General features: G+C 66.4%; 20 protein-coding genes. 5 read left to right on the top strand and 15 right to left on the bottom strand.

The features are described 5' to 3' along the window. Together serS and ACLL97_RS06170 are read right to left on the bottom strand one after the other, a co-directional pair. The gene (gene serS, locus ACLL97_RS06175) at positions 1–1,278 is read right to left on the bottom strand and encodes a serine--tRNA ligase (RefSeq protein WP_411279610.1); all 1,278 of its coding nucleotides are present in this window, start codon (positions 1,276–1,278) and stop codon (positions 1–3) included. Between the two features lie 7 nt (positions 1,279–1,285). After that, positions 1,286–1,912 (bottom strand): hypothetical protein, encoded by a 627-nt coding sequence (locus ACLL97_RS06170; RefSeq protein WP_411279609.1) that lies wholly within the window; start codon positions 1,910–1,912, stop codon positions 1,286–1,288. A 139-nt stretch (positions 1,913–2,051) separates the two neighbouring features. Here ACLL97_RS06170 and ACLL97_RS06165 point away from each other — a divergent pair, with 139 nt between their 5' ends. From ACLL97_RS06165 to ACLL97_RS06145, 5 genes are read left to right on the top strand one after another with little or no spacing between them, the layout of a single operon-like run. Further along, positions 2,052–2,405, top strand: a complete 354-nt coding sequence (locus ACLL97_RS06165; RefSeq protein WP_411279608.1) for a roadblock/LC7 domain-containing protein — start codon at positions 2,052–2,054, stop codon at positions 2,403–2,405. A gap of 20 nt (positions 2,406–2,425) precedes the next feature. After that, positions 2,426–2,866, top strand: coding sequence for a response regulator (locus ACLL97_RS06160; protein ID WP_411279607.1), 441 nt, complete (start codon positions 2,426–2,428; stop codon positions 2,864–2,866). Beyond that, positions 2,863–3,894, top strand: a complete 1,032-nt coding sequence (locus ACLL97_RS06155) for a mannose-1-phosphate guanylyltransferase (RefSeq protein WP_411279606.1) — start codon at positions 2,863–2,865, stop codon at positions 3,892–3,894. Before ACLL97_RS06160 ends, ACLL97_RS06155 begins: the two co-directional genes overlap by 4 nt. Next, on the top strand, positions 3,891–5,171 hold the full coding sequence (locus ACLL97_RS06150) for a putative sugar nucleotidyl transferase (protein WP_411279605.1): 1,281 nt from the start codon (positions 3,891–3,893) through the stop codon (positions 5,169–5,171). The genes ACLL97_RS06155 and ACLL97_RS06150 overlap by 4 nt, the downstream gene beginning before the upstream one ends. Before the next feature lie 49 nt (positions 5,172–5,220). Further along, positions 5,221–6,069, top strand: coding sequence for an MBL fold metallo-hydrolase (locus tag ACLL97_RS06145; protein WP_411279604.1), 849 nt, complete (start codon positions 5,221–5,223; stop codon positions 6,067–6,069). 77 nt (positions 6,070–6,146) lie between these two features. Here ACLL97_RS06145 and groL read toward each other — a convergent pair whose 3' ends face one another. From groL to ACLL97_RS06080, 13 genes are all read right to left on the bottom strand, one after another. Next, positions 6,147–7,790 (bottom strand): chaperonin GroEL, encoded by a 1,644-nt coding sequence (groL, locus tag ACLL97_RS06140; RefSeq protein WP_411279603.1) that lies wholly within the window; start codon positions 7,788–7,790, stop codon positions 6,147–6,149. A 34-nt stretch (positions 7,791–7,824) separates the two neighbouring features. After that, complete coding sequence (gene groES, locus ACLL97_RS06135; RefSeq protein ID WP_309669946.1) at positions 7,825–8,127, bottom strand: co-chaperone GroES; 303 nt, start codon at positions 8,125–8,127, stop codon at positions 7,825–7,827. A 272-nt stretch (positions 8,128–8,399) separates the two neighbouring features. Then, positions 8,400–9,176 carry a type III pantothenate kinase gene (locus tag ACLL97_RS06130; RefSeq protein ID WP_411279602.1) on the bottom strand — a complete coding sequence of 259 codons (777 nt, stop codon included), beginning with the start codon at positions 9,174–9,176 and terminating at the stop codon, positions 8,400–8,402. Between the two features lie 22 nt (positions 9,177–9,198). Next, complete coding sequence (locus ACLL97_RS06125) at positions 9,199–9,933, bottom strand: biotin--[acetyl-CoA-carboxylase] ligase (RefSeq protein ID WP_411279601.1); 735 nt, start codon at positions 9,931–9,933, stop codon at positions 9,199–9,201. Then, entirely contained in the window at positions 9,933–10,736 is an 804-nt protein-coding gene (gene uppP / locus ACLL97_RS06120) for an undecaprenyl-diphosphatase UppP (RefSeq protein WP_411279600.1), read from the bottom strand. Before uppP ends, ACLL97_RS06125 begins: the two co-directional genes overlap by 1 nt. A 28-nt stretch (positions 10,737–10,764) precedes the next feature. After that, on the bottom strand, positions 10,765–11,910 hold the full coding sequence (gene bshA, locus ACLL97_RS06115; RefSeq protein ID WP_411279599.1) for an N-acetyl-alpha-D-glucosaminyl L-malate synthase BshA: 1,146 nt from the start codon (positions 11,908–11,910) through the stop codon (positions 10,765–10,767). After that, complete coding sequence (miaA, locus tag ACLL97_RS06110; protein WP_411279598.1) at positions 11,907–12,929, bottom strand: tRNA (adenosine(37)-N6)-dimethylallyltransferase MiaA; 1,023 nt, start codon at positions 12,927–12,929, stop codon at positions 11,907–11,909. The genes bshA and miaA overlap by 4 nt, the downstream gene beginning before the upstream one ends. Continuing rightward, positions 12,926–14,713: a DNA mismatch repair endonuclease MutL gene (mutL, locus tag ACLL97_RS06105; protein WP_411279597.1), complete on the bottom strand. Its 1,788-nt coding sequence runs from the start codon at positions 14,711–14,713 to the stop codon at positions 12,926–12,928. Before mutL ends, miaA begins: the two co-directional genes overlap by 4 nt. Positions 14,714–14,721: 8 nt before the next feature. Next, positions 14,722–17,028 carry an SH3 domain-containing protein gene (locus ACLL97_RS06100; RefSeq protein WP_411279596.1) on the bottom strand — a complete coding sequence of 769 codons (2,307 nt, stop codon included), beginning with the start codon at positions 17,026–17,028 and terminating at the stop codon, positions 14,722–14,724. Beyond that, complete coding sequence (locus tag ACLL97_RS06095) at positions 17,025–18,725, bottom strand: vWA domain-containing protein (RefSeq protein WP_411279595.1); 1,701 nt, start codon at positions 18,723–18,725, stop codon at positions 17,025–17,027. Before ACLL97_RS06095 ends, ACLL97_RS06100 begins: the two co-directional genes overlap by 4 nt. Next, on the bottom strand, positions 18,722–19,783 hold the full coding sequence (locus tag ACLL97_RS06090) for a VWA domain-containing protein (protein WP_411279594.1): 1,062 nt from the start codon (positions 19,781–19,783) through the stop codon (positions 18,722–18,724). The genes ACLL97_RS06095 and ACLL97_RS06090 overlap by 4 nt, the downstream gene beginning before the upstream one ends. Then, a complete protein-coding gene (locus ACLL97_RS06085) occupies positions 19,780–20,904 on the bottom strand; it encodes a hypothetical protein (protein ID WP_411279593.1) in 1,125 nt (374 codons plus the stop codon). Before ACLL97_RS06085 ends, ACLL97_RS06090 begins: the two co-directional genes overlap by 4 nt. Then, positions 20,904–21,950, bottom strand: a complete 1,047-nt coding sequence (locus ACLL97_RS06080; RefSeq protein WP_411279592.1) for a DUF58 domain-containing protein — start codon at positions 21,948–21,950, stop codon at positions 20,904–20,906. The genes ACLL97_RS06085 and ACLL97_RS06080 overlap by 1 nt, the downstream gene beginning before the upstream one ends. Positions 21,951–21,954 lie beyond the last annotated feature (4 nt).

The following is a 21,954-nucleotide window of genomic DNA, read 5'->3' as shown; positions in this document are numbered from 1 at the left end:
CTAACGCAGTTCAGCGCGACCGAGGTACGGCTGGAGCGCCTCGGGAATCCGGACCGAGCCGTCGGGCTGCTGGTGATGTTCGAGAATGCTCGCAATGACGCGCGAGAACGCGAGCGCCGATCCGTTGAGCGTGTGCACCAGCTTTGGCTTCTCGCCTGGCCCAGGACGATAGCGGATGTTCGCGCGACGCGCCTGGAAGTCGGTGAAGAGGCTGCAGCTCGAGACTTCGAGCCACTTACCGACGCCCGGCGCGAACACTTCGAGGTCGTATGTCTTCGCACTCGAGAAGCCCGTGTCGCCGGCGGCCAACAGCACAACGCGATACGGAAGTTCGAGTCGCTTGAGGATCGTCTCGGCCTGACTGGTCAGCAGCTCGAGCTCATCGAGCGACGTCTCGGGGTTCGCGTAGCGCACCAGCTCGACTTTATCGAACTCGTGCACACGCAGGAGGCCACGCGTGTCCTTCCCGGCGGCTCCCGCTTCCCGACGGAAGCAGGCGCTGAAGGCACAGAAGCGTTTTGGCAATTCGCTCGCGTCGAGAATTTCGTCGCGATACAGATTGGTGACCGGGACTTCCGCCGTGGGAATGAGAAACAGTTCGTCCTCGGTAACCGCATACGCGTCTTCTTCGAACTTCGGAAAGTTGCCGGTGCCGGTCATCGATGCACGATTCACCACGAGGGGTACCCACGTCTCTTCATAGCCGTGTTCCTCGGTGTGAATATCGAGCATCATGTTCATCAACGCGCGAACCAGACGCGCACCACGCCCGCGATACACGATGAAGCCCGAACCGCTGATCTTCGCCCCTCGGGCGAGGTCGATCATGCCGAACGCTTCGCCTTTCTCCCAGTGCGGCACGATGGACGCGGTGGGCGTGCGCGGCGTTCCCCACGAGCGCACGACGGTGTTCGCGCTTTCGTCACCCTCGGGCACGTCGGGGAGCGTGATGTTGGGCAGCTCATAAAGCATGACCTGCACTGCCGCCTCGGTTTCCGCGCGACGCTGCTCGAGCGTGGCGATCTGTTCGCCAAGGGCCCGTCCCTCGGCCATGAGTTCAGTCGCGTCTTCACCGGCCTTGCGACGCTGACCGACCTCCGCCGTCACCTTGTTTCGCCGCGCCTGTCGGGCCTCGAGCTCCGTGATTGCCGCTCGACGCTCGCGTTCGAGCAACTCGGCGCGGTCGAGCATGGGGCCGAGTTCGGCGAGCTTGCCGCGACGGCGCATGCCGTCGCGCAGGTGTTCGAGCTGGTCGCGCAACAACCGAATGTCATGCATACGAAAATCAGTTCTTCGGGATACCAACCGTCAGCGCGCGGAACCCGCAATTGCGGTTCACGAGCGAGCCGACCACGATGCGCCGCTCGGCGGCGATGATGCTATCGACGACGAGCTTGGCGTAGTACGGCTCGCCGTAAATGCAGCCGGAACCGGGCAGTTGCAGCACGACCGTTTCCCCGATCCCAACGACAAGCGTGGAATCAATCGTATAACCGCGATCGGGAGCACGCTCGAGGGCACTGTAGCTGCTTGTGGACTTGAGCATACCTACGCTGGAGACTCCGGCCGGCGGGAGCGGCACGACCGAGCGGACCGGCAGCAGCTTGACCTTGTTGTCGCTGGTGAGGTCGAACGCCACGTCAAAGTTGACGCCGCCATTGGTCAGCAGTTGCGGACGGGCGAGGCGCTCCGACGTGAACTGATACGCCGCGGGAAGCGCCGACGACGTGCCCGAGAGCGCGTACACGCTGTAATTACGCGCCGTGTTCTCGGACGATGCTGCCGTGAGCAGACTGTTCGAGTCGCCGCAGGCGGCGAGGGCAACGGCCGTGACGATCAGGGCCGGAAACGACATGGCGCGCCGAGCGACTCGAGGCGCGCCGAGGAAACGAGCGAGCAGGGTGACTCCCATGGTCGGAAGCGATAGCAGTACGGATGTGGAGGTTACCGCTCAACTCGTGTCCGGGCAAGCGCTTGGTGCCGCAATCACCAGTGGAATCACGTGAGCATCCTCGCTTGACTTCACCCCGCTCCGCGACCAGCGTTCCGCCATGCCGACCATTCGCGATCTCGTCAGTGCATTGCGCCGCCGCGACGGTGTCGATGCCGCCATCGTCCTCGGACGCGACGGTCTCCTGATCGACGGGGCCACCGATGCGGCGCTCGACCCCGACGGGTTGGCCGCCTACGTGCCTCCGATGGCCCTCGCGGCCGCTGAGATGGGCGTTGCGGCCGGACGTGGCGACTTCGGGTTGATGGTGCTCGAGTACAGCATCGGCACCGTGGTCGTGACGTCGGTGTCCCCCGAGGCTTTCCTCCTCGTGCTGCTTCGCCCTGACGCCAATCTCTCGGCGCTGCTGTACGATCTCCGCCGCTTTCGGGCGCAGATCGCCTCGCTCGTCTGAGCGCGCGGCCGACGGTTCCGATGCCTGTCGACCCAGCCGCCGGGGTGGCGGTGCTGGTAGTGGATGACGAGCCGCACATCGGGCGCATTATCCGGACCCGACTCGAGCAAGCCGGCTTCACCGTGCTGCTGGCGGAACATGGCGCCGAAGCGCTCTCGCACCTCGAGTCCACGCCGGCGGTTGCACTGGTGGTGCTCGATCTGATGCTGCCCGGCATCACGGGCACCGAGATTCTGCGGATCCTTCGCGGCGACACCCGGTGGCGTCACCTGCCCTGTATCGTCCTCACGGCAGCAGGACAAGATGCGCAATTGCGCGAGGTCGAATCCCTTGGCGTTTCCGAAATCATGACAAAGCCGTTCAGTCCGCGTCGCCTGCTGGAGCGGGTCCGCGCCTATACCGGAACGACGTTGACCGAACCAGCGCCGGCGGAGTCTTCCCCGGCGCCGGAGGTGCTATGAACGTCTGGAATGTCATCCTCGCCGGCGGCGTGGGCTCCCGCTTCTGGCCGCTGTCGACCCCCGACCGTCCGAAGCAGTTGCTTCCGCTGATCAGCGAGGCACCCATGCTTCGTGATACGCTCGACCGCATGGGGCCGCTCGCGCCGTTAACGCAGACGTTGGTGCTCACGAATGCCTCGCTTCGCGAGGCCGTGCGGGCGCTCGAGCCTGATCTGCCACCAGAGAATGTGATTGCCGAGCCGCGGCCGGCCGGTACGTGTGCCGCGCTGGCCTGGGCGGCGAAGGTCATCGCCGAACGCGCGGGCGGCGACGCCGTGATGATTTGCGTGCACGCTGACTGGGCAATCGGCGATGTCGACGCGTACCGAGCTACGCTGGCCGAGGCAGCGAAGATTGCGGTCGAGGAACGGGCGCTGGTGACGGTGGGGATTGTCCCATCACGCCCGGACCCGGGCTTCGGCTATATCCAGCCGGGTGCGACGATGCGCGAGGGCGTACAGCGCGTGGCGCGCTTTGTGGAAAAGCCCGACCGCGAGCGGGCGGCGCAGATGGTGGCAGACGGGTTTCTCTGGAACTCGGGGATTTTCGCATGGTGCGTGGGTGATCTGCTCGACGAGATCCGCACGCACACGCCGGAAGTGCAGCCAGCGCTCACAGCGGCGGGCGATAGTCTCGAGGCTTTTTTTGCTCAGGTGAAGTCGGTTGCGATCGATGTGGGGGTGCTAGAGCGCAGCGCGCGAGTGCTGGTGCTGGCCGGACAGTTCGGCTGGGATGACGTGGGGACCTGGGCCGCCCTGCACCGGGTGCGCACACGCGATGCGCAGGACAACGCGATGATGGGCCCCACGTTCGCGCTCCAGGCATCGGGGAACGTGGTGCATGCCGAGGGCACCCAAGTGGTGCTCTATGGCGTAGACGACCTCGTGGTGGTCGCCCGCGAGGGGCTGGTGATGGTGACGACGCGCGAGAAGGCCGCCGACCTCAAGACATTGCTCGACGCGCTTCCGCCCGCGGTGCGCGGGACGTGATCGCCTTGTACGACGACGCCATCGCACGGCGCTTCGAACCATTCGCCACCAGCCGACCGCTCGGCGAGCTGAGGGCGGGTGCGCTGCTCGTGCGCGAGCGGTGGGAGTCGGCGCTCGGCGTCGGGAGCGCGGGATTCATTTCCGCAGCGCATCTGCAGGGGTTCGCGGAGTTCGATGCACCACCGTTCGCGAACGGGCAGACGCTGGCGGCAGGCACGTGGATCGTGAATGCGCGGGCCCTCCCGTTTCTCGATGGTCCCGCCTCGGCGGTGTTGCAATCCGCGCTGGTGATCACGATTGGTGGCCGCGTTGCCGCGCGTCGCGTCGACGTCGACATGCGCGACGAGCACACACTCTCGGCGTTGGACGACGGCTCGTATGTCTTGGTGCACGACCGCGCGTTGCCCGACGGTACCGGTGACGAAGCGGACGCGCTCGCACTCGATGGCGTGTGGCTCGATGAGCTCTGGGATCTCATCGGGACGCTGCAGCCGCTGCTGCAACGCGACATTCCCGCACTCGCCGCGACGCTGCAGACTACGACGCTGCACGCCGGTGGGAGCACGGCGGTGTCGACGTTGGCCACTGTGCTCGGCGGCCATCCGGTGTACGTGGAAGCCGGTGCGGCCATCGAACCGATGACCGTGTTCGACACGAGCGGAGGGCCGGTGCTGCTGCGACGTGGGTGCCACGTGCAGGCGTTGACGCGGGTCGTGGGCCCGTGCTACATCGGCCGCGACACTATCGTCACAGCCGATCGGATCGCCGGTTCGTCGATCGGTGATGCCTGTCGCGTGCACGGTGAACTGTCGTCCACGATTTTTATTGGCCACGCCAACAAGGGACATGACGGGTTCGTGGGGCACTCGGTGCTGGGCCGATGGGTGAACCTCGGTGCCGGGACGATCACGAGCAATCTCAAGAACAGCTATGGCACCGTCGCGCTGTGGACCCTCGACGGCATTCGGGATAGCGGCCTGCAGTTTCTCGGTACGATGTTCGGTGACCACGTGAAGACCGGAATCGGACTGCGCCTGACGACGGGTTGCGTGCTAGGCGCCGGTGCCAACGTGTTCGATACGATGCCGCCCAAGTGCGTCGCACCATTCTCGTGGGGAGCCGGCGCGCCGTACGAGCCGTTCGATGCCATAAAGTTTGTGCAGACCGCCGAGCGCATGATGGCGCGTCGCCAGGTGGCGTTCACGGAAGGTGGCCGCGCATGGTGGGCGATAGTGCACGCGATGACCACTGCCGACCGCCGGTGGCCGCGACTCTGACGATCGCGGCCGTGGGCACATTCGGTGCAGGCGCAGGCGGCGCCCAGGCATGCTACGCGTAACGGTTCTCGGCAGCGGGAGCCGCGGCAACGCCATTCTGATCGACGGCACGGATGGCGCCGTGCTGGTGGACGCGGGCTTCGGCCCGCGGTCGCTCGTGCGGCGACTGCACGCGGCCGGACGTCGCCCCGAAGAGATCGGGGCGCTCCTGCTCACGCACGAGCATACGGATCATGCGAGCGGAGCGGCGGCCGCGCGTGCGCGTTGGGGATGGCGCCTGTACGGCTCGGCGGGCACACTCGACGCGCTCGGTAGCGGAACCGCAACGGGAAAGGACGCGCGGCCGAGAGATGCGCGGGCGTTCGTCGACGACGGCGTCACGACCGTGGATGGTTTTCTTGTGGAGACCACCAAGGTGCCGCACGATGCGCGCGATTGCCGTGCGCTGGTGTTGACCGATGTGCGGAGTGGCGCGCGCGTGGGAATCGCAATGGACGTGGGTCGGGTGCCCGACGCGCTGCCGGTGGCATTCGAGCGGCTCGATCTCGTCGTGGTCGAGTCGAATCACGACGAACAGATGCTGGCTCGTGGCCCGTATCCGTGGTCACTGAAACAGCGGATCAGCGGCGGCCTCGGTCACCTGTCGAACGGAGCGGCGGCCGCATTCGTGAGTGGCTGTGCGCACCGTGGGCTGCGTGGCGTGTTGCTCACCCATCTCAGCGAGACGAACAACCTGCCCGCACTGGCCGTGGAGCGAACGCGTGTGGCCTTGCGCCAGGCCGGGTGGTCACGCGCCGCACTCTCCGCCGCCGGGCAGCAGGTCCCGATGCCGCCGATGACTTCCACCGGCGAAGCGTCGTGGCTGGTGCGCGCGTCGCAGCTATCGCTGGGTTTTTAGCCGCCACCCGATGATGGCGATGCAGAACGGGCGCCCGAATGGGCGCCCGTTCTGTTTCCTGCGTTCGGTCCGACGGCTTAGTACATGCCGCCCATGCCGCCGCCGCCGCCACCATGGCCGCCGCCGGCAGGCGCCGAGTTGTCCTTCTTCTCGACGATGAGGGCTTCCGTCGTGAGCAACAAACCGGCGATCGACGCCGCGTTCTGCAACGCGGTGCGGGTCACCTTCGTCGGGTCGATGACGCCGGCCTGCACGAGGTCTTCGTACACATCGGTCAGCGCATTGTAGCCGAAGCTGGTTTCCTTCGCCGTCCGGATCTTCTCGACGACGATCGAGCCTTCACCACCCGCGTTCTGCACGATTATGCGGAGCGGCTCTTCAATCGCGCGACGCACGATGTCAACGCCGACCTGCTCGTCGCGCTCGGCGACCTTCACGTCCTTGAGCACGTGCTGCGCGCGGATCAGCGCGACGCCGCCGCCCGGGACGATGCCCTCTTCGACCGCGGCACGCGTGGCGTGCAGCGCGTCTTCGACACGGGCCTTCTTCTCCTTCATTTCCGCTTCGGTCGCAGCGCCGACATTGATGATGGCCACGCCACCGGCGAGCTTCGCGAGACGCTCCTGGAGCTTCTCCCGATCGTAATCCGACGTGCTCTTCTCGATGGCACCACGGATTTCCTTCACGCGGCCTTCGATGTCCTTCGCTTCACCGGCGCCGTCGATGATCGTCGTGTTGTCCTTGTCGATCACGATACGCTTGGCCGAGCCGAGGTCCGTTATCACCGCGTTTTCGAGCTTGAAGCCAACTTCATCGGACACGACCTGACCCTTGGTCAGCGTCGCGATGTCCTGCAACATCGCCTTGCGACGATCGCCGAAGCCCGGTGCCTTGACGGCAACGACGCGCAGCGTGCCGCGGAGCTTGTTCACCACGAGCGTGGCGAGGGCTTCGCCTTCGATGTCTTCCGCGATGATGAGGAGAGGCTTGCCGAGCTGGGCAACCTTCTCGAGCACCGGGAGGAGATCCTTCATGGCGGAGATCTTCTTGTCATGAATCAGGATCATGGCGTTCTCGAGGACCGCCTCCATCTTTTCCGGATCCGTGACGAAGTACGGCGAGAGATAGCCACGGTCGAACTGCATACCGTCAACCGTCTCGAGCGTCGTCTCGAGGCCCTTGGCCTCTTCGACGGTGATCACGCCGTCCTTGCCGACCTTTTCCATCGCTTCCGCGATGAGGTTCCCGATCTCGGGGTCGTTGTTCGCCGAGATGGTACCGACCTGCGCGATTTCCTTCCGGCCCGTGGTGGGCACGGAGATGCGCTTGAGCTCTTCGACGATGGCCGCAACGGCCTTCTCGATGCCGCGCTTGAGCGCCATCGGATTGGAGCCGGCGGTCACGTTCTTGAGGCCTTCACGGAAGATCGCCTGGGCGAGCACCGTAGCGGTCGTCGTGCCGTCACCAGCGAGATCCGACGTCTTGGTCGCGACTTCCTTCACCATCTGCGCGCCCATGTTTTCGATCGGATCAGACAGTTCGATTTCCTTCGCGACCGTGACACCGTCCTTGGTCACGGTGGGGGCGCCGAACTTCTTGTCGATGACGACGTTGCGACCCTTGGGTCCGAGCGTGACCTTCACGGCCTCGGCGAGCTGATCGACGCCACGCTTGAGAGCAGCGCGCGCGTCCACGTTGAAATGCAGTTCCTTGGGAGCCATGGTTGCTATTTACCGTTGAGTGGTTCGAAGACGATTAGCTGATCACCGCGAGCACATCCGACTCGCGGAGGATGAGCAGCTGCTCACCGTCGATCGTCACTTCCGTACCGCTGTACTTACCGTACAGGATCTTGTCGCCGACCTTCACGTCCATCGGAACGCGGGTCTCCTTCTCGTAACGGCCCGGGCCAACAGCCACGACAGAACCTTGCTGCGGCTTTTCCTTGGCGGTATCCGGGATGTACAGCCCACCGCGCATCTGTTCCGCTTCTTCGCTCGGCTTCACGACGACGCGATCAGCGAGCGGCGCTACTTTGGCGGCACTCTGAGTGGCCATAACTGTGTCTCCTGCGTATGTGTCAGGGATCGAACTATGAAAATGCTCGACGTTAGCACTCAACCGAGTCGAGTGCTAACGACACAAACGTAAGCGCCCCGAGGACGTGCGTCAAGCGGGCCTGACGGCGACAGGAGATCCGTAAACGTAAGCAATAAAAGCATTTACGTGGCACCCACGACTGCCGTAACGACATTGAATCGAACAAAATGGCAGCACCGGAATGACGGGGTCTGCCGTGTAGGCAGCACCCGAAGCAAGCAGAATGATGCTTACCGCTGCACCAGCAGCGCGTGGGCGAGGCGCAATCCCTGCAGCGTCAGCGTGGGTTCGATGAGATCGAATTCCGTGCACCAGGGCTGTAGGGTCTCGGCCAGCCCGCCCGTGGCCACCACGAGTGGCACCTCACGTCCGGGCCATTCCGCCTTGATCCGGCGGACAATGCCGTCGATCGCGTCAGCGGCGCCGAAGAGCACCCCGGCGCGAATGCACTCCTCGGTGCGCGTGCCAATCACTCGCTTGGGAGGAATCAGCTCGGTGGCGGGCAACATCGACGTCCGACGCGTGAGTGTTTCGGCCGATGTTCGCACGCCGGGCATGATGACACCGCCGAGAAAGACGCCGTCGGCCGTGATGCAATCGAAGGTGGTCGCGGTACCGAGATCGACGCAGATCGTGTCGCGTTGATACAACTGACTAGCGGCGAGCGTGTTGATGAGCCGATCGGCGCCGACGCTGAGCGGCTCATCGACTTGGACGGTGATCGGTAGCGCGGCCTTCGCGTCGACGAGAATCGGCGTGACGCCGAAGTATCGCTCGCACGCCCTCGTGAGCGGATCCGTGATGGGCGGAACGACGGAACCGATCGCCGCCGCGGTAACGGCGGCAAGTTCCACCTTGGACGCGCTGAGGAGACTGCGCAGCACGACACCGAATTCATCGGAAGTGCGCGGCACCGCGGTCATGATCCGCCAGTCGGCGCGCAGCGTGTCGCCGTCGAATAACCCGATCGTGGTCTCGGTGTTGCCGACATCGAATACGATCAACATAGCGGACCTCTCCATGGGCCTCTCACGGCTCGTCTCCGACGAACACGAGCGATCCGCTACGGGCCGCGTACAGCGCGCCGCGCGGCTCGGCGATCAACAAGGCGCCGGTGGCATCGATCCCCATGGCGCGGCCGCGGCGTGGTTCGGTGATCTCGCGACCGTAGGCCAGATCGCGCTCGGCCCACGCCGCGCATTCACCAGGCGTAAGACTACCAGCCTGTGACGCCGCCCGACGCATGGCCGGCAGCATGGCGCGCAGGAGATCGTCGCGTGGGACGTCAGCACGAACCGCCGCGGCGTTGGGGACCGACGTCGGCACGCGACGATTCACGCCGACGCCGATGGCCACCCATTCTGGGAGCGATTCGCGCCAACGGGCTTCGATCAGGATGCCGGCCAACTTCCCCGATCCGACAAATAGATCGTTCGGCCACTTGAGGGTGATCCGACTGTCGCAAAACGGCTGGAGTGCGTCGGACAGCCCGAGGCCGATTCGCAGCGCGAGCACATCGAGCGCGCGCTGATCACGAGGGCGCTCGATGAGCGACATCCAGATACCCGCGCCCATTTCCGACGCCCAGCTCCGACCGCCGCGCCCGCGACCCCCAACCTGCGCGTCAGCGAGAACAAGGGTGCCCGCCACGGCACCCGCCTGCGCGAGACGATGCGCCTCGTCCATGGTGGATTCAACGAGCGCATGGTGTTCGAGCCGCGCGAGCCCACATTCGTCGGCGAGCGTTGGCGGCGGGACGGTCATCAGCGGCGGGTGGCGATGGTGGCGAAGACAACCGCGGCCAGAATCACGCGATATACGGCGAACACCCCGAAGCTATGCTTGCTGACGTAGCGCAGCAGCACCGTGATTGCCAACCAACTGCTGATGGCGGCGGCGATGACTCCCGCGACGAGCGGCGCCGAGATGCCTTCGGAGCGCACCGCTTCCGGCACTTTCAGGATGACGGCCGCCAGGGTGATCGGCATGCTCATGAGAAAGCTGAAGCGCGCGGCGCTGGGGCGATCGAGCTTGAGAAAACGCCCGGCCGTGATCGTCGAGCCCGAGCGCGAGACGCCGGGGATCAGCGCCAGTACCTGGGCGCAGCCCACGATGATGGCGTCGCGCATCGTAACCTCCTCGATCATACGTGCGCGCGCACTCCAGCGGTCGACGGCCCAGAGCAGCACGCCCATGACGACGAGCGCCGAGGCGATGATCATCGGTGAGCGAAAGGTGGTTTCGGCAAGATCATTGAGCAGCAGTCCACCAACGCCGGCGGGGATGGTGGCGACGACGAGATACACGAGTCGCTTATCGTGCACCGTTTCGATGCGCCGAGTGGACGCAATGCGCCATGCGCTCTTCGTCATATCAATCCACTCGGCGCGGAAGTACCAGATCAGCGCGATGAGCGTGCCGAGGTGCAGCGCAACGTCAAAGGCGAGACCCGGGTCCGTCCAACCGAAGAAGTACGGCGTGAGCGCCAAATGCGCCGAACTCGAAATCGGCAATAGCTCAGCGAGTCCCTGCACGAGGCCGAGCACTACCGCCTGAAAAATCGTCACGCTGTCATCCATCCGCGGGGAAATGCACTCATCGTCCGACGACCGGCGATGCGATGGTACGCTCGTAGAGCGCTTCGTACTGCGCGACCACGGCCGCTTCCGAGAAGCGCTTCCGCGCGTCGGTAGCGGCGGCGGTACTCATCTGCTGCCACTTTGCGGGATCCTTGAGCAGCTGGACACCGGCCGCCGCCATGGCGTCCACATCCCCTACCTCGCACAGATACCCGGTTTCGCCGTCGATTACCACTTCGGGGAGCCCGCCGGCGCGCGCACCGATGACCGGCACACCCGAGGCCAACGCTTCGAGGGCACTGAGGCCGAACGACTCCTTGTCGCTGGTCAGCAAGAAGAGATCGGCTCCCGCCAAGAGCGGCGCGATGGCGTCGATTTTGCCGAGGAACATCACGTGTTCGGCGACGCCGAGCTCACGTGCTTCGGCTTCCGCCTCGACGCGCTCCGGTCCGTCGCCGACCATCACCAACACGGCCGGCACTTCCTGGTTGACGCCCGCGAACACGCGCACGACATCGCGCACGCGCTTGACCGGTCGGAAGTTCGAAATGTGCATCAGGACCTTTCTCCCGGTCGTGACTTCAGCGGGGATTGGGAAATGGTGACGACTGCGGTCGTACAGCGCCGGATTGATGAAATTCGGAATGACCTGCACATCGCAACCCACGCATCCGAAGGCGCGATAAGTTTCATCGCGCAGGTAGTCGGACACCGCGGTCACGCTGTCGGACTTCTCGATGGAGAATCGCGTGATCGTGTAAAACGAGCGCTCCTGACCGACGATGGTGATGTCGGTGCCATGAAGCGTGGTCACGACGCGCACATCAGCGTTGCCCTCTCGCAGCATCTCGCGCGCAATCCAGGCGCTGGTTGCATGCGGGATGGCGTAGTGGCAATGCAGGATGTCGAGCTGGTGATCGCGAACCACTTCGTGCATGCGCACGGCGAGCGCCAAATCGTACGGCGGATACTCGAAGAGTGGATAGCGTCCGACATCCACCTCATGGAACCAGACCCGCGGCAGGAAGCTCGGCAGGCGAAACGGTTGCGCATAGGTGATGAAATGCACTTCGTGGCCGCGCGCGGCGAGTGCGATGCCCAGTTCCGTCGCGACCGCGCCGGAGCCACCGTACGTCGGGTAGCAGGTGATGCCGATCTTCATGCGGTCCTCGTCTGCATCGCGTGGCTCGCGACGGATTTCTCGTGATCCCACCAGGCAAGCGCCTGATCGAGCGCATCGGGCGCCTCTGGGTCGACGTGCGTGACCTGTTCGGCCGGCAGCTGATGCCGGAACCAGGTCCGCTGTCGCTTCGCATACTGTCGCGTTTCGATGATCACCCGCTCGATCGCGGCATCGAGCGCGCGGGCGCTGCTGCCGGCATCGAGCGCATCGCGCACAACGCGATAGCCGCTGGCGGTCCACGCCGGCGCGTCGGGAGCGATCGTCTGCCTCAATCGTTCAACTTCCTGGACGAATCCATCGGCAATCATCTGGTGGACGCGGTGGGCGATCCGCGCGGCCAGGACCGGCCCGGGATCAACCACAAGGTACCGCGCCGAAGCCGAGGGCGAGGTATCGGATGCGGCCTCGGCTGCGGTCTCGGGTCGGCTGACGGGCCGGAGCGCGTCGCTGAGGCGGGTGCCGGACAGCAGCGCGGTTTCGACCGCCCGCAGCAGCTGTGTGCGACCCAGGTGCGCGCGAGTCGGATCGAGCCGACGGCACCAGCGCGTCAGGTGATCGAGCGAACACGCGGCCAGCCACGCCGCCAGCGCGTCGCGACGGTCGGGATCGAGGGTCGGTACGGCATCCAGCGGCGACACCAGCGCCTTCACGTACAGTCCGGTCCCGCCGACGATCACGGGCGGCGTTCCCGCGTTCGCGGCGTAGCGCGACCATCGTGCGGCATCGGCGGCCCAGGTGTGCGCCGAGTAGCGCGTGGTGGGTGGCACGACGTCGAGGCCGTAGTGTGGCACCGCCAGACGATCGGTGCGCGAGGGCTTCGCGGTACCGATGTCGAACCCTTGATAAACCTGTCGTGAATCGGCACTGACGATGGCGAGGCCGCGAGCGCGCGCGAGGTGCATCGCCAGCGCCGACTTTCCGGCGGCCGTCGGGCCAACGATGATGCGATGCGATGTTGACAACCGTGAGGGGGCGTCGTCGATTTGCGCGGCGGTCACTTTCGCCCGAAGCGCCGGTCGAGCTCGTCCCACGACAAGCGAACAATCGTGGAGCGACCGTGCACGTCGTGAGCCGGCAACTTGGTGCTGGCCAGGGCGATGTAGAGCGCGCGCATCTCCCCGGGCGACATGACGTCACCGGCCTTGATGGCGGCTTTGCAGGCGAAGGTGGCGGCGAGCCGCTCGTGACGTTTGGCGTCACCTGCGGCCCGATCACCGGTGAGCGCGGCGAGTGTTTCGCGCAGGCACCGTTCCGCGTCGAAGCGCGGATGCGGCATGGGCACGGCGTTCACGAGCAGCGAGTGCCCTCCGAATCCGTCCATCTCGAATCCAAGCTTCTCGAACGACGCGCGATTGGCCTCGAACGCCTCGGCTTCGTCGGGACCGAGGTGCAGCGTCATCGGAAAGAGCAGGCGCTGCGACGGAGCCTCGCCGCGCTCGAGCACCCCGAGAAAGTCTTCGTAGAGTACGCGTTCGTGCGCGGAGTGCTGATCGATCAGGATCACGCCGTCGTCGTGCTCGAACATGAGATACATGCGCCGCAGCTGCAGCAGTGGCGGCACGGATATGGGCGCATCCTCCACGTGCCGCGCTGCGTCGATGCGAGCACTCGGCGCCGTGGTACCGACGACGTCGTGTTCGGTCGCGAGCACGACCGTGTCGACGGTCGACGTCGCGAAGAGACCTTCGGCGACTGGCGTCGCGCGCAGCGCCGATGGGTCCATTGCGTGGACGTCGTCGCGCCAGGACGGCGTCGCCGCAGGGGTCCACGTGCGCCACCCGATGCCAGCACTGGCGTCAAACAGACCAAGCGCGCGGCGAACCGCGTTCTCGACGGCCCGCTCGGTCGGCCATCGATCGCGCAGACGCACTTCGGATTTTGCCGGGTGCACATTCACGTCGACATCACCGCCAGGCACGTGCAGCGACAGCACGAGTGACGGGCGCACACCGGAGGGCAACGTGGACCGATAGGCCGCTTCGGCGGCGCGCACGATGCCGTGATCGCGCACGACGCGTCCGTTGATGATGAGCAGCACGCGGCGGGTGGCCGTACCAACATCCGCCGGACGTTCGATCATGCCGGTGATGTGGATTGGCCCCTGCACGTCGTCGATGTCGACGAACCGCTGCACGTCGTGCTGTCCCCACAGCTCGGCGAGTCGGGCGCGGAGCGTGAGCGCCGCCGGCAGATCGAGTGCGACCTTCCCGTCGTGGCGCACCGTGAAATGCACGTCGCGACGCAAGGCGCCGATCGCGTGCATCGTTTCCATGATGCCGCGCCACTCCGACCGCGCACTGCGCAGAAATTTCTGACGCGCCGGAGTGTTGTAAAACAGTCGCTGTACCGACACCGTGGTGCCGCGGCGACGGGTCGCTTCTCGGGCGTCGAGCACGGCCCCGGCGGCCGCGCGCACCTGCGTGCCGGCTCCGTCTTCCGTCGCGGTCTCGATCATCACCTCGGAGACCGACGCGATGGCGGGCAGCGCCTCACCGCGGAAACCGTAGCTGCGCACGCCCACCAGCTGTTCGGCAGTGGTGATCTTCGATGTCGCATGTCTCGAGAGACAGAGCACTGCGTCATCGCGATCCATCCCACTCCCATCATCGGCGATGCGGATGAGCGTTCGGCCACCCTCTTCGATGGTGACGTCGACGGTGGTCGCGCCGGCATCGAGCGAATTCTCGACCAGTTCCTTGACGACCGACGCCGGTCGTTCGACGACTTCCCCGGCCGCGATTTGGTCGGCGACAGCACTGGAGAGAATGGCGATTCGCGACATACGACAACCTACCGAGCGACGGCCGGCGATACGAGCGGAACGGTACGTCCGGCCGGCAGCCATCCGCGGCGTCCGTCGGCATGCAACACGCGGAGCCATCCCTCGCGGGCCTCGTCGACCCGGATGACGTCTCCCGTGGCGACGCCCCCCATCGCATTCGCCTCTGTGCCCGGCGCCGTGCGCATGGTTTCCGGTCGTCGCACCACCAGCACACCGTTGGCGTCGAGCTCGCGGAAGCCCCACCACGCTGCCGCCCCGGTTCCCAGGGCGAGCAGCAGCGCGAAGACAGCGGCCGTGGAGGCGAATGCCATCCAGGCGGAGTCGCGGCCCCGGCGACGCGGCACGCGGAGCAGCGCCAGCAGCAGCCAGCCCAAGAGCCACGCGGAGACCGCCACCACGGCGAGGGCCGGCACGGGAATCATCGGTACTTCGGCGACGCCGCCGCGCGCACCGGCCGGGAGCGACGTGAGCCGTTCCTGTAGATCGACGGCGACGGGTTCGAGTCGCGCCGCGCGCTGCCAGGCGATGACCGCGGACACGGTATCGCCGGCGGCCCAAGCGGCAGCGCCCCAGTTGGCCAGCAGATCGGCGTCGGCCGGGCGCCTATCGACCGCGAGGGCGAACTGTTCAGCCGCGCGCGAATACTGACGCTGCGCGTAGAGTGCCGTGGCGCGCGATACGGTCGCTTCGAGCGAACCGCGATCGGTTGCCGATGATGGGGGAGCCGATGTCTTGACGGCCGACGGCACCGTCGGTGCCGGCACGGCTTGCACCGAGGTGGGCGGCAAGGCGGCGGCGCGGAGCGGTCGCGCGGTGAACGCTGCCGCCCCAAGCGCCACGAACAGCGCGAAGCGCGCCTGCGCATGCCGCGCCGCCCGGATCGTGCGCGCGTGGGTTACCGCTTCGGCGTCGATGCGCGCGAGCACGCGTTCGGTGCGGGTGGACAGCTCGTCGCGGCGGGCCGCCGGCGATGGCACGTCGCTGAATCCCTGCACCGCGAGTTCGTCGAGCAACGCCAGCAGCGTCGTGGTCGTGTCGCGTGTGACGCCGCGGCGGCGCACGGTACGTCCGACGTCACGTCGCGAAACGAGTTCTTGCGGCGACACTTTCAACCGCTGCGCGAGCGCGTCGAGCAGCGTGCGTCGCGTGTAGCGGGCATGATCTCCAGCGTCATCGGTCGCCGTCCTCGGCACAGCCGCTCGCGTGACACGCTCGCTCGCGTCGACCCGGGATCGGCGAGCATTTTCAACCCGCGATGCGATGGTCATCACGAGCCACGGCAACGGGGCCAGCAGGAGCACCACGAGCAGTGACAGTCGCCACGCCACGAGCCGTTCGGCCAGCGAGGACGTCGACGCACCGCGCCACGCACGGAGCGGCCCCACTGACACGTTGTCGCCCTCGGCCGCAATGGCGAGGGACCCGTCGTTTACCGACAATGCGCGCAGTGCCGATTCGGCGTACGCATACTCACCGCGGTACGGATCGAAGTAGCTGTAGCGCAGCGACGGTAGTTCGACTGTCCCCGCCTGTGTGGGCGTAAGAATCCAATCGAATTCCTTGTAGCCGCGAACGAAGGCGCCGCTGGTATCCACGCTCACGCGCTCGGTCCCCGGCACCGTGGACGCCCACGCGATCTCCAGCACGGGACGCGGCAACAGCTTCACATTGCCCGTACCGTCCACGCGCATGGTAAGGACCAACGGATCGCCGACGCGGGCCATCGAGGAATCGAGTCGCACCGACGCACGAAATACGCCGACGGCACCCGTATAGTCTTGCGGCCGTCCTTCGTCGGGCAGTGCCTTCACGACCAGCTGCGCACTTTCGGCCCGAACGACGAACCGTTCTTCACGGCTGAAGTAGCCGGACGATTGCGGGAGGGTGTAGCTGAGTTGTGGTGCCGGCACCATCTGCGTGCCCGCTGCCACGGCGAAGAGGGCGCGCTGGAAGACGTGCGCTTCGAACACACCGCCGCCGTAGCTCTGCGGTGCCACGCGACGCGGTGTCCCAAGCTCGTAGGCCAGCAAGCCGCGCAACTCGGGAGGCAGGAACTCCGGGTTGCGACGAAGTCGCGAACGCGCCGACTCGCTGAGCAGCACCGCCACCTGATAGGTGACCTGCTGTCCGACGTACACCGTGTCGGGAAACGTGGCGGCGTGGAAGTCGATCGGCCGATTGCCGTTGGCCCGCAGTCGATCGAGAATGGCCGTCGGTGACGGCTGCGAACGCAGGGCAGCCGCCGTCGTGTGAGCGGCGACGCCGCTCACGAGTGCGAGCGTGGCCAACCCGCGCAAGAACAGACGTCGACTCACCAGTCCTTTCCTCCCGGCGGTGTGCGACCCTGGCGCTGCTTACGACCCTGCACATCGCGCTCTTCGCGCGCGGCACTGTTCAGCAGTGCCTCGGCCTGCTTCTGATCGAGACCGCCCTGATTCTGCGGCTGCTCATCCTGCTGGTCGTTCTGTGAGCCGCCGCCGCCGCCGCCCCCACCGCCGCCGCCCTGCGGAGGCGGCGGCTGGCGGAGCGCGAGCTCGTAGTTCCACTTCGCATCGGCGTCGATGGGGCGATCGGTGAGGAACGCACGATACGCCGCGCGCGCGGCGGCGAACGCCGCTTCGGCGTCTGGATTCTGCGGCGTTCGACCAATCACGAGCGACGCGTAGCCGGCGTTAAAACGGGCTCGCAGGCGTGTTTCGCCATCGCTTTCACGTCGTACCATCTCGAGCAGTTCGGCGGCGGCCGTGAGCGAATCCGCGCCGATCAACGCCGTGCCGAGGTTGTAGCGCGTACGCACCGTGGTATCGCCGTTGGCCATCTGGGCTCGGTATCCGGCGATGGCCGCCGCCACGTTGCCGTCCGCGAATAGGGCGGCCGGGTCGGGTGGCTGCTGACACGAGACCAGCGCGACCGGGAGCGCAACGAGAAGCAGCACGAGCGAAGCCGGCGGCATCGCCGGGATCAAGGTCGCGTCCGACGGTTCATTCGCCGAACGTCGGCGAGTGAGCAACCACGTGTCGTAGGCGAGCAGGGCCAGCGCGGGAAGCAACAGCCACAAAAAGCGCGGCACATGATCCTCGCGCGAATCCAACTGGCGCTTGGCCGTGCGCAAGGAGCGCAAGGCGCCTCGCACGCGTGTGGCCTTGTCGGAGGCTTCGGCGGGAATGAACGTGCCACCGGCGGCTTTGGCCGCGGCCGCTAACAGCTCAGGCGAGTAGCGGGTGATAACCACCTTGCCTTCGTCATCGCGCTTCTCGCGTGTGACGGAGCCATCCTGTACCGGAATCGTGCTGCCTTGTGTGGTCCCGAAGCCAACGGTCACGAGACTGACGCCTTTCACGCCCGCCTCGGTGGCAGCGGCTTGCACATCTTCGGCCGGCTCGAACGCTTCACCATCAGTCATGAGCACGAGCGCGCGATCGGCACTGCCGTCGCTGGCCAACAGCAGTTCGGTGCCTTGACGGATCGCGCGGGCGATCGAGCTGCCCGCCTGCCCCACCACCGACGGGTCGAGATTGTCGAGGAAGAGCTCAATGGCGCCATCGTCACTGGTGAGCGGCGTCAGGATGTAGCTCCGTCCGGCGAAGGCGATCAACGCCACGCGATCGGCCTGCGACATCGCACGCAACCGACGGACTTCCTGCTTTACCCGCTCCAATCGGGACGGACGCTCATCGGGCGCCATCATGGACAGCGACGCGTCGATGGCGATCGCCATGTCGATGCCGCGCGCGCTGACCGGCCCGCGCGCGAGTCCCCACCGCGGCCCCGATAGCGCAAGGCCCGCGAGGACGGCGACCAGCATGAGGCGGACGGTGCGTCCCCGTTCGTCGGGGTCGGAGATCATGACCAGACGACGTAGTGCCGACGACTCAGCGTAGCGGGCGAGCCGGAGGCGGCGCTGACGCCTCCGCGCCGACCGCATCCACCACACGGCCAGCGGCAACAGCACCGCGGCGAGTAGCAGCCAGGGCACGTCGAAGACGAGCGGCGGGAGCGCGCCGAGGTTCATGGCAGCACGCCGCGCCGCGCGCGTAAGGCGAGTTCACCGAGCAGGGCCGCAACGCCGAACAGCAGCGGCCAGCGGAATCGTTCGGTGTACCGGATATACGCGCGAGACTCGACAATCGAGCGCTCGAGCGCGTCGATCTGTTCGTAGATGCTTTGCAGCGCCTGCGCGTCCTTGGCTCGGAAATAGCGACCACCCGTGTTGTTCGCGATCTCGGCCAACAGCGCTTCGTCGATCTTCACGGGTCGATTCTCGTAACGCAGGCCGAAGAGGCCGCGTCCAACGGGCACGGCGGCCATCCCATCGCTCCCGACGCCGATCGAGTAGATGCGAATGCCGAAGGCGCCGGCGGCCTGCGCCGCGGTGCGCGGATCGATCGCGCCGCGGTTGTTCTCGCCGTCGGTGAGCAACACCATCACTCGTGAACGACCGGGCGCGGTGCGCAGGCGATTGGCCGCCGTGGCGATGGCGGTGCCGATGGCGGTACCGTCTTCGAGTTGCCCCACCTGCAGATTATCAATGGCGGTGAGCACGACCGGGTAGTCGGTGGTAAGCGGCACCTGCGTGAGCGCCTCGCCGGAGAACGCCACGAGTCCGACGCGATCCGATTTCCGACCAACGACGAACCGCTTCACTTTCTCTTTCGCCACTTCAATGCGGTTCTGCGGCTGAAAGTCTTCGGCGAGCATGGAGCTCGAGATATCGACCACGAGGGCGATATCGATGCCTTCACTGGAGACGCGCTCGGCGCGCGCGCCCGAGCGCGGCTGGGCGGCGGCCACGATGAAGCCAGCCAATGCAAGCGCCCGCAGCCACGGCAACCAGCGCACCCAGGAGAGGGCCGGTTGGGGGCCGAGTACGAGCACGGAGGCGCGAGAGAACGGGATCGCCCGCTGCGGCGCGGCGCGGCGGCGCCACCACGACCAGAGCGGCAGCAGTACCAGCAGCAGCAGGAGCGAAGGGTGGGCGAAATTGATCCCGAAGAACGACCACGCGTCGAGGCTCAGCGCGCCGCTGAACTCGCTGATGACCTCGCGGAACCACTCGAGTGCACGGTTCATGTGGCCCCGGCCTTGGGGCGACGCGACTTGCGACGTGCGTCGTCCTCGTCTTTCTGCGTGGCGTCACGATCGGCTTTCGCGGCGGCGGCGCGCGCTGCCTCCTCCGCCGTACGGCGGGCGCGTTCGGCGGCTTCAATGTGATCGACGACGGCGCGGGCATCGGCGGCCAGCTCGCGGGCGCGGGTGCCGGACACGAGGCGACGGGCGAACTTGATGCCGTCGCCGTCGGCCATCAACGAGATGAGTCGATCGCGCGGCACGCGTTCGTCATCGGCGATGGCGCCGATCAGCTCGGAGCTGGTGAGCGACAGCGCGGCCAACGGATTACGCAGGGCGAGATACGTGCGAACCACATCGATGGCCAGCGCGACGTAGCGTCCGCGCTCACCAGCATCGGCTAGCGCGAGTCGGTCTAACCGGTCGAAGTCGTGCACGGCGCGCGCGTAGGGATCGAGTGCAACGTACGCGGTCGCGTTCCCGCGCTTCCGGCGGCGCTTGAGGAGCCACCAGAGCAGCGCAAGCGCGGCCAGCACCAATAGCACGGGCCACCAGCGCTGCCACCAGGGCACCAGGCGCGGGAAAAGATCGCGCGGCGGTTTGGGTTTGTGCATGGAGGAGTCGCCGGGCAGTACCGACTTCACGAACACGCTGGCATTGAGCGGCACCTTGAGCGTGATCGATCCGTAACGGACAATCGCTTCGTTGAGGCCGATCGGGAGCGGGCCGACGTTCCAGGCGGCCAACGCATATTCGGCGCGTTCGGTGCGACCACCCGCCCGCATCGATTCCTGGGTGACTTTGGTGGGCTGGCGACTCACGACCATCGCCGTCGTATCGTCGATCGTCGGCCATTCAACGCGCGCGCCGTCGGGGACGACGACCGTCACGATCAAGGTGAACGGATCGCCCACTTCGACGGTATCGGGGCGCACCAGAAAGCCGGCCTTGACGCGCGAGCCCGTGGGCGGCGTCAGCACACCGGGGGACACCGGCGGCGTCGTCGGCGACGCGGCCTGCGCCATCGCGCTCACCGGACGCGACGCGAGGAGCAACGCGCTGAGCGTGCCGATCCGCACCAGGTGACACCATTCCTCCCCGCGCCCTGCAAAGCGGTGTGACATCAACGGCTCCGCTGATCGGCCACGGACACCGGCGCACTCGGTGCGCGCACCGGTGCCGCGGTTCCGGCGGCATCGCCCATCGCGCCGCGCGGTCCGGTACGCACCGCACCGTGCGGACGTCGGGTCCGTGCGCGAAAGAAGGACAGCAGCGCATCCACGTAGCCGTGCTCCGTGTGCACCACGATCTCGTCGAGACCCAACCGGCCAAACAGCTTGCGACGCAGCGCATCATCGGCGGTGACCTGCTTGGCGAAGGCCGCGCGCACCGACGGATGCGACGTGTCGATTTCGATGACCTGACCCGATTCGGGATCGGCCAAGCGCGCGGGGCCGATGTCGGGGAGCACGCGCTCCGACGGATCTTCGAGCGTGACGGCGATCACGTCGTGACGTTGCGCGAGTCGCGCCAGCGGTTTTTCAAGATCGTCGGCGAGAAAGTCAGACGCGAAAAAAACCACCGAGCGATGCGGCAGGAGACGCATCAGGCGATCCACCGCGACCGCCACCGAGGTCCCGCGACCCACCGGGTTGGTGGTCAGGAGATCGCGAATCAATCGCAAGGCGTGCTTGCGTCCTTTGCGAGCCGGTAGCGCGTGCTCGACGCGATCGGAGAACATCAGTAATCCAACCCGATCGTTGTTGCGCGTGGCCGCGAGTGCGAGCACACCGGCCATCTCGATGGCGAGTTCGTGCTTGAAGTGCGCGCGCGTGCCGAAGCGCGACGATCCCGACAGGTCGACCACGAGCATGATGGTGAGCTCGCGCTCTTCGACGTAGCGCTTGACGAAGGGGCGTCCCATGCGGGCCGACACGTTCCAGTCGATGGAGCGGACCTCGTCGCCAGGCTGGTACTCGCGGACCTCGGAGAACTCCATGCCCTGCCCTTTGAACAGCGAGCGGTACTCCCCGGCGAAACGCGAGTCGACCAACCGCCGCGTGCGCACTTCGATGCGACGAACCTGCCGGAGCACTTCGGCCGGTGCCACCGAAAGCGGTGACACGGTGGTCGAGGTGCCGGAGTGCGGAGACGCGTCGGACTTCGCCACGGCG

The organism is Gemmatimonas sp., assembly GCF_046594945.1.
In the GTDB taxonomy this organism is placed as follows: domain Bacteria; phylum Gemmatimonadota; class Gemmatimonadetes; order Gemmatimonadales; family Gemmatimonadaceae; genus Gemmatimonas.
The sequence above is the reverse complement of the archived record's forward strand: the minus strand, read 5'-3'. Positions and strand labels throughout refer to the sequence as shown.

Coding starts and splice junctions, on each gene's coding strand:
- serS (WP_411279610.1), bottom strand. CDS start 1,278: ATGCATGACATTCGGTTGTTGCGCGACCAGCTCGAACACCTGCGCGAC.
- ACLL97_RS06170 (WP_411279609.1), bottom strand. CDS start 1,912: ATGGGAGTCACCCTGCTCGCTCGTTTCCTCGGCGCGCCTCGAGTCGCT.
- ACLL97_RS06165 (WP_411279608.1), top strand. CDS start 2,052: ATGCCGACCATTCGCGATCTCGTCAGTGCATTGCGCCGCCGCGACGGT.
- ACLL97_RS06160 (WP_411279607.1), top strand. CDS start 2,426: ATGCCTGTCGACCCAGCCGCCGGGGTGGCGGTGCTGGTAGTGGATGAC.
- ACLL97_RS06155 (WP_411279606.1), top strand. CDS start 2,863: ATGAACGTCTGGAATGTCATCCTCGCCGGCGGCGTGGGCTCCCGCTTC.
- ACLL97_RS06145 (WP_411279604.1), top strand. CDS start 5,221: ATGCTACGCGTAACGGTTCTCGGCAGCGGGAGCCGCGGCAACGCCATT.
- groL (WP_411279603.1), bottom strand. CDS start 7,790: ATGGCTCCCAAGGAACTGCATTTCAACGTGGACGCGCGCGCTGCTCTC.
- groES (WP_309669946.1), bottom strand. CDS start 8,127: ATGGCCACTCAGAGTGCCGCCAAAGTAGCGCCGCTCGCTGATCGCGTC.
- ACLL97_RS06130 (WP_411279602.1), bottom strand. CDS start 9,176: ATGTTGATCGTATTCGATGTCGGCAACACCGAGACCACGATCGGGTTA.
- ACLL97_RS06125 (WP_411279601.1), bottom strand. CDS start 9,933: ATGACCGTCCCGCCGCCAACGCTCGCCGACGAATGTGGGCTCGCGCGG.
- bshA (WP_411279599.1), bottom strand. CDS start 11,910: ATGAAGATCGGCATCACCTGCTACCCGACGTACGGTGGCTCCGGCGCG.
- mutL (WP_411279597.1), bottom strand. CDS start 14,713: ATGTCGCGAATCGCCATTCTCTCCAGTGCTGTCGCCGACCAAATCGCG.
- ACLL97_RS06095 (WP_411279595.1), bottom strand. CDS start 18,725: ATGAACCTCGGCGCGCTCCCGCCGCTCGTCTTCGACGTGCCCTGGCTG.
- ACLL97_RS06090 (WP_411279594.1), bottom strand. CDS start 19,783: ATGAACCGTGCACTCGAGTGGTTCCGCGAGGTCATCAGCGAGTTCAGC.
- ACLL97_RS06085 (WP_411279593.1), bottom strand. CDS start 20,904: ATGTCACACCGCTTTGCAGGGCGCGGGGAGGAATGGTGTCACCTGGTG.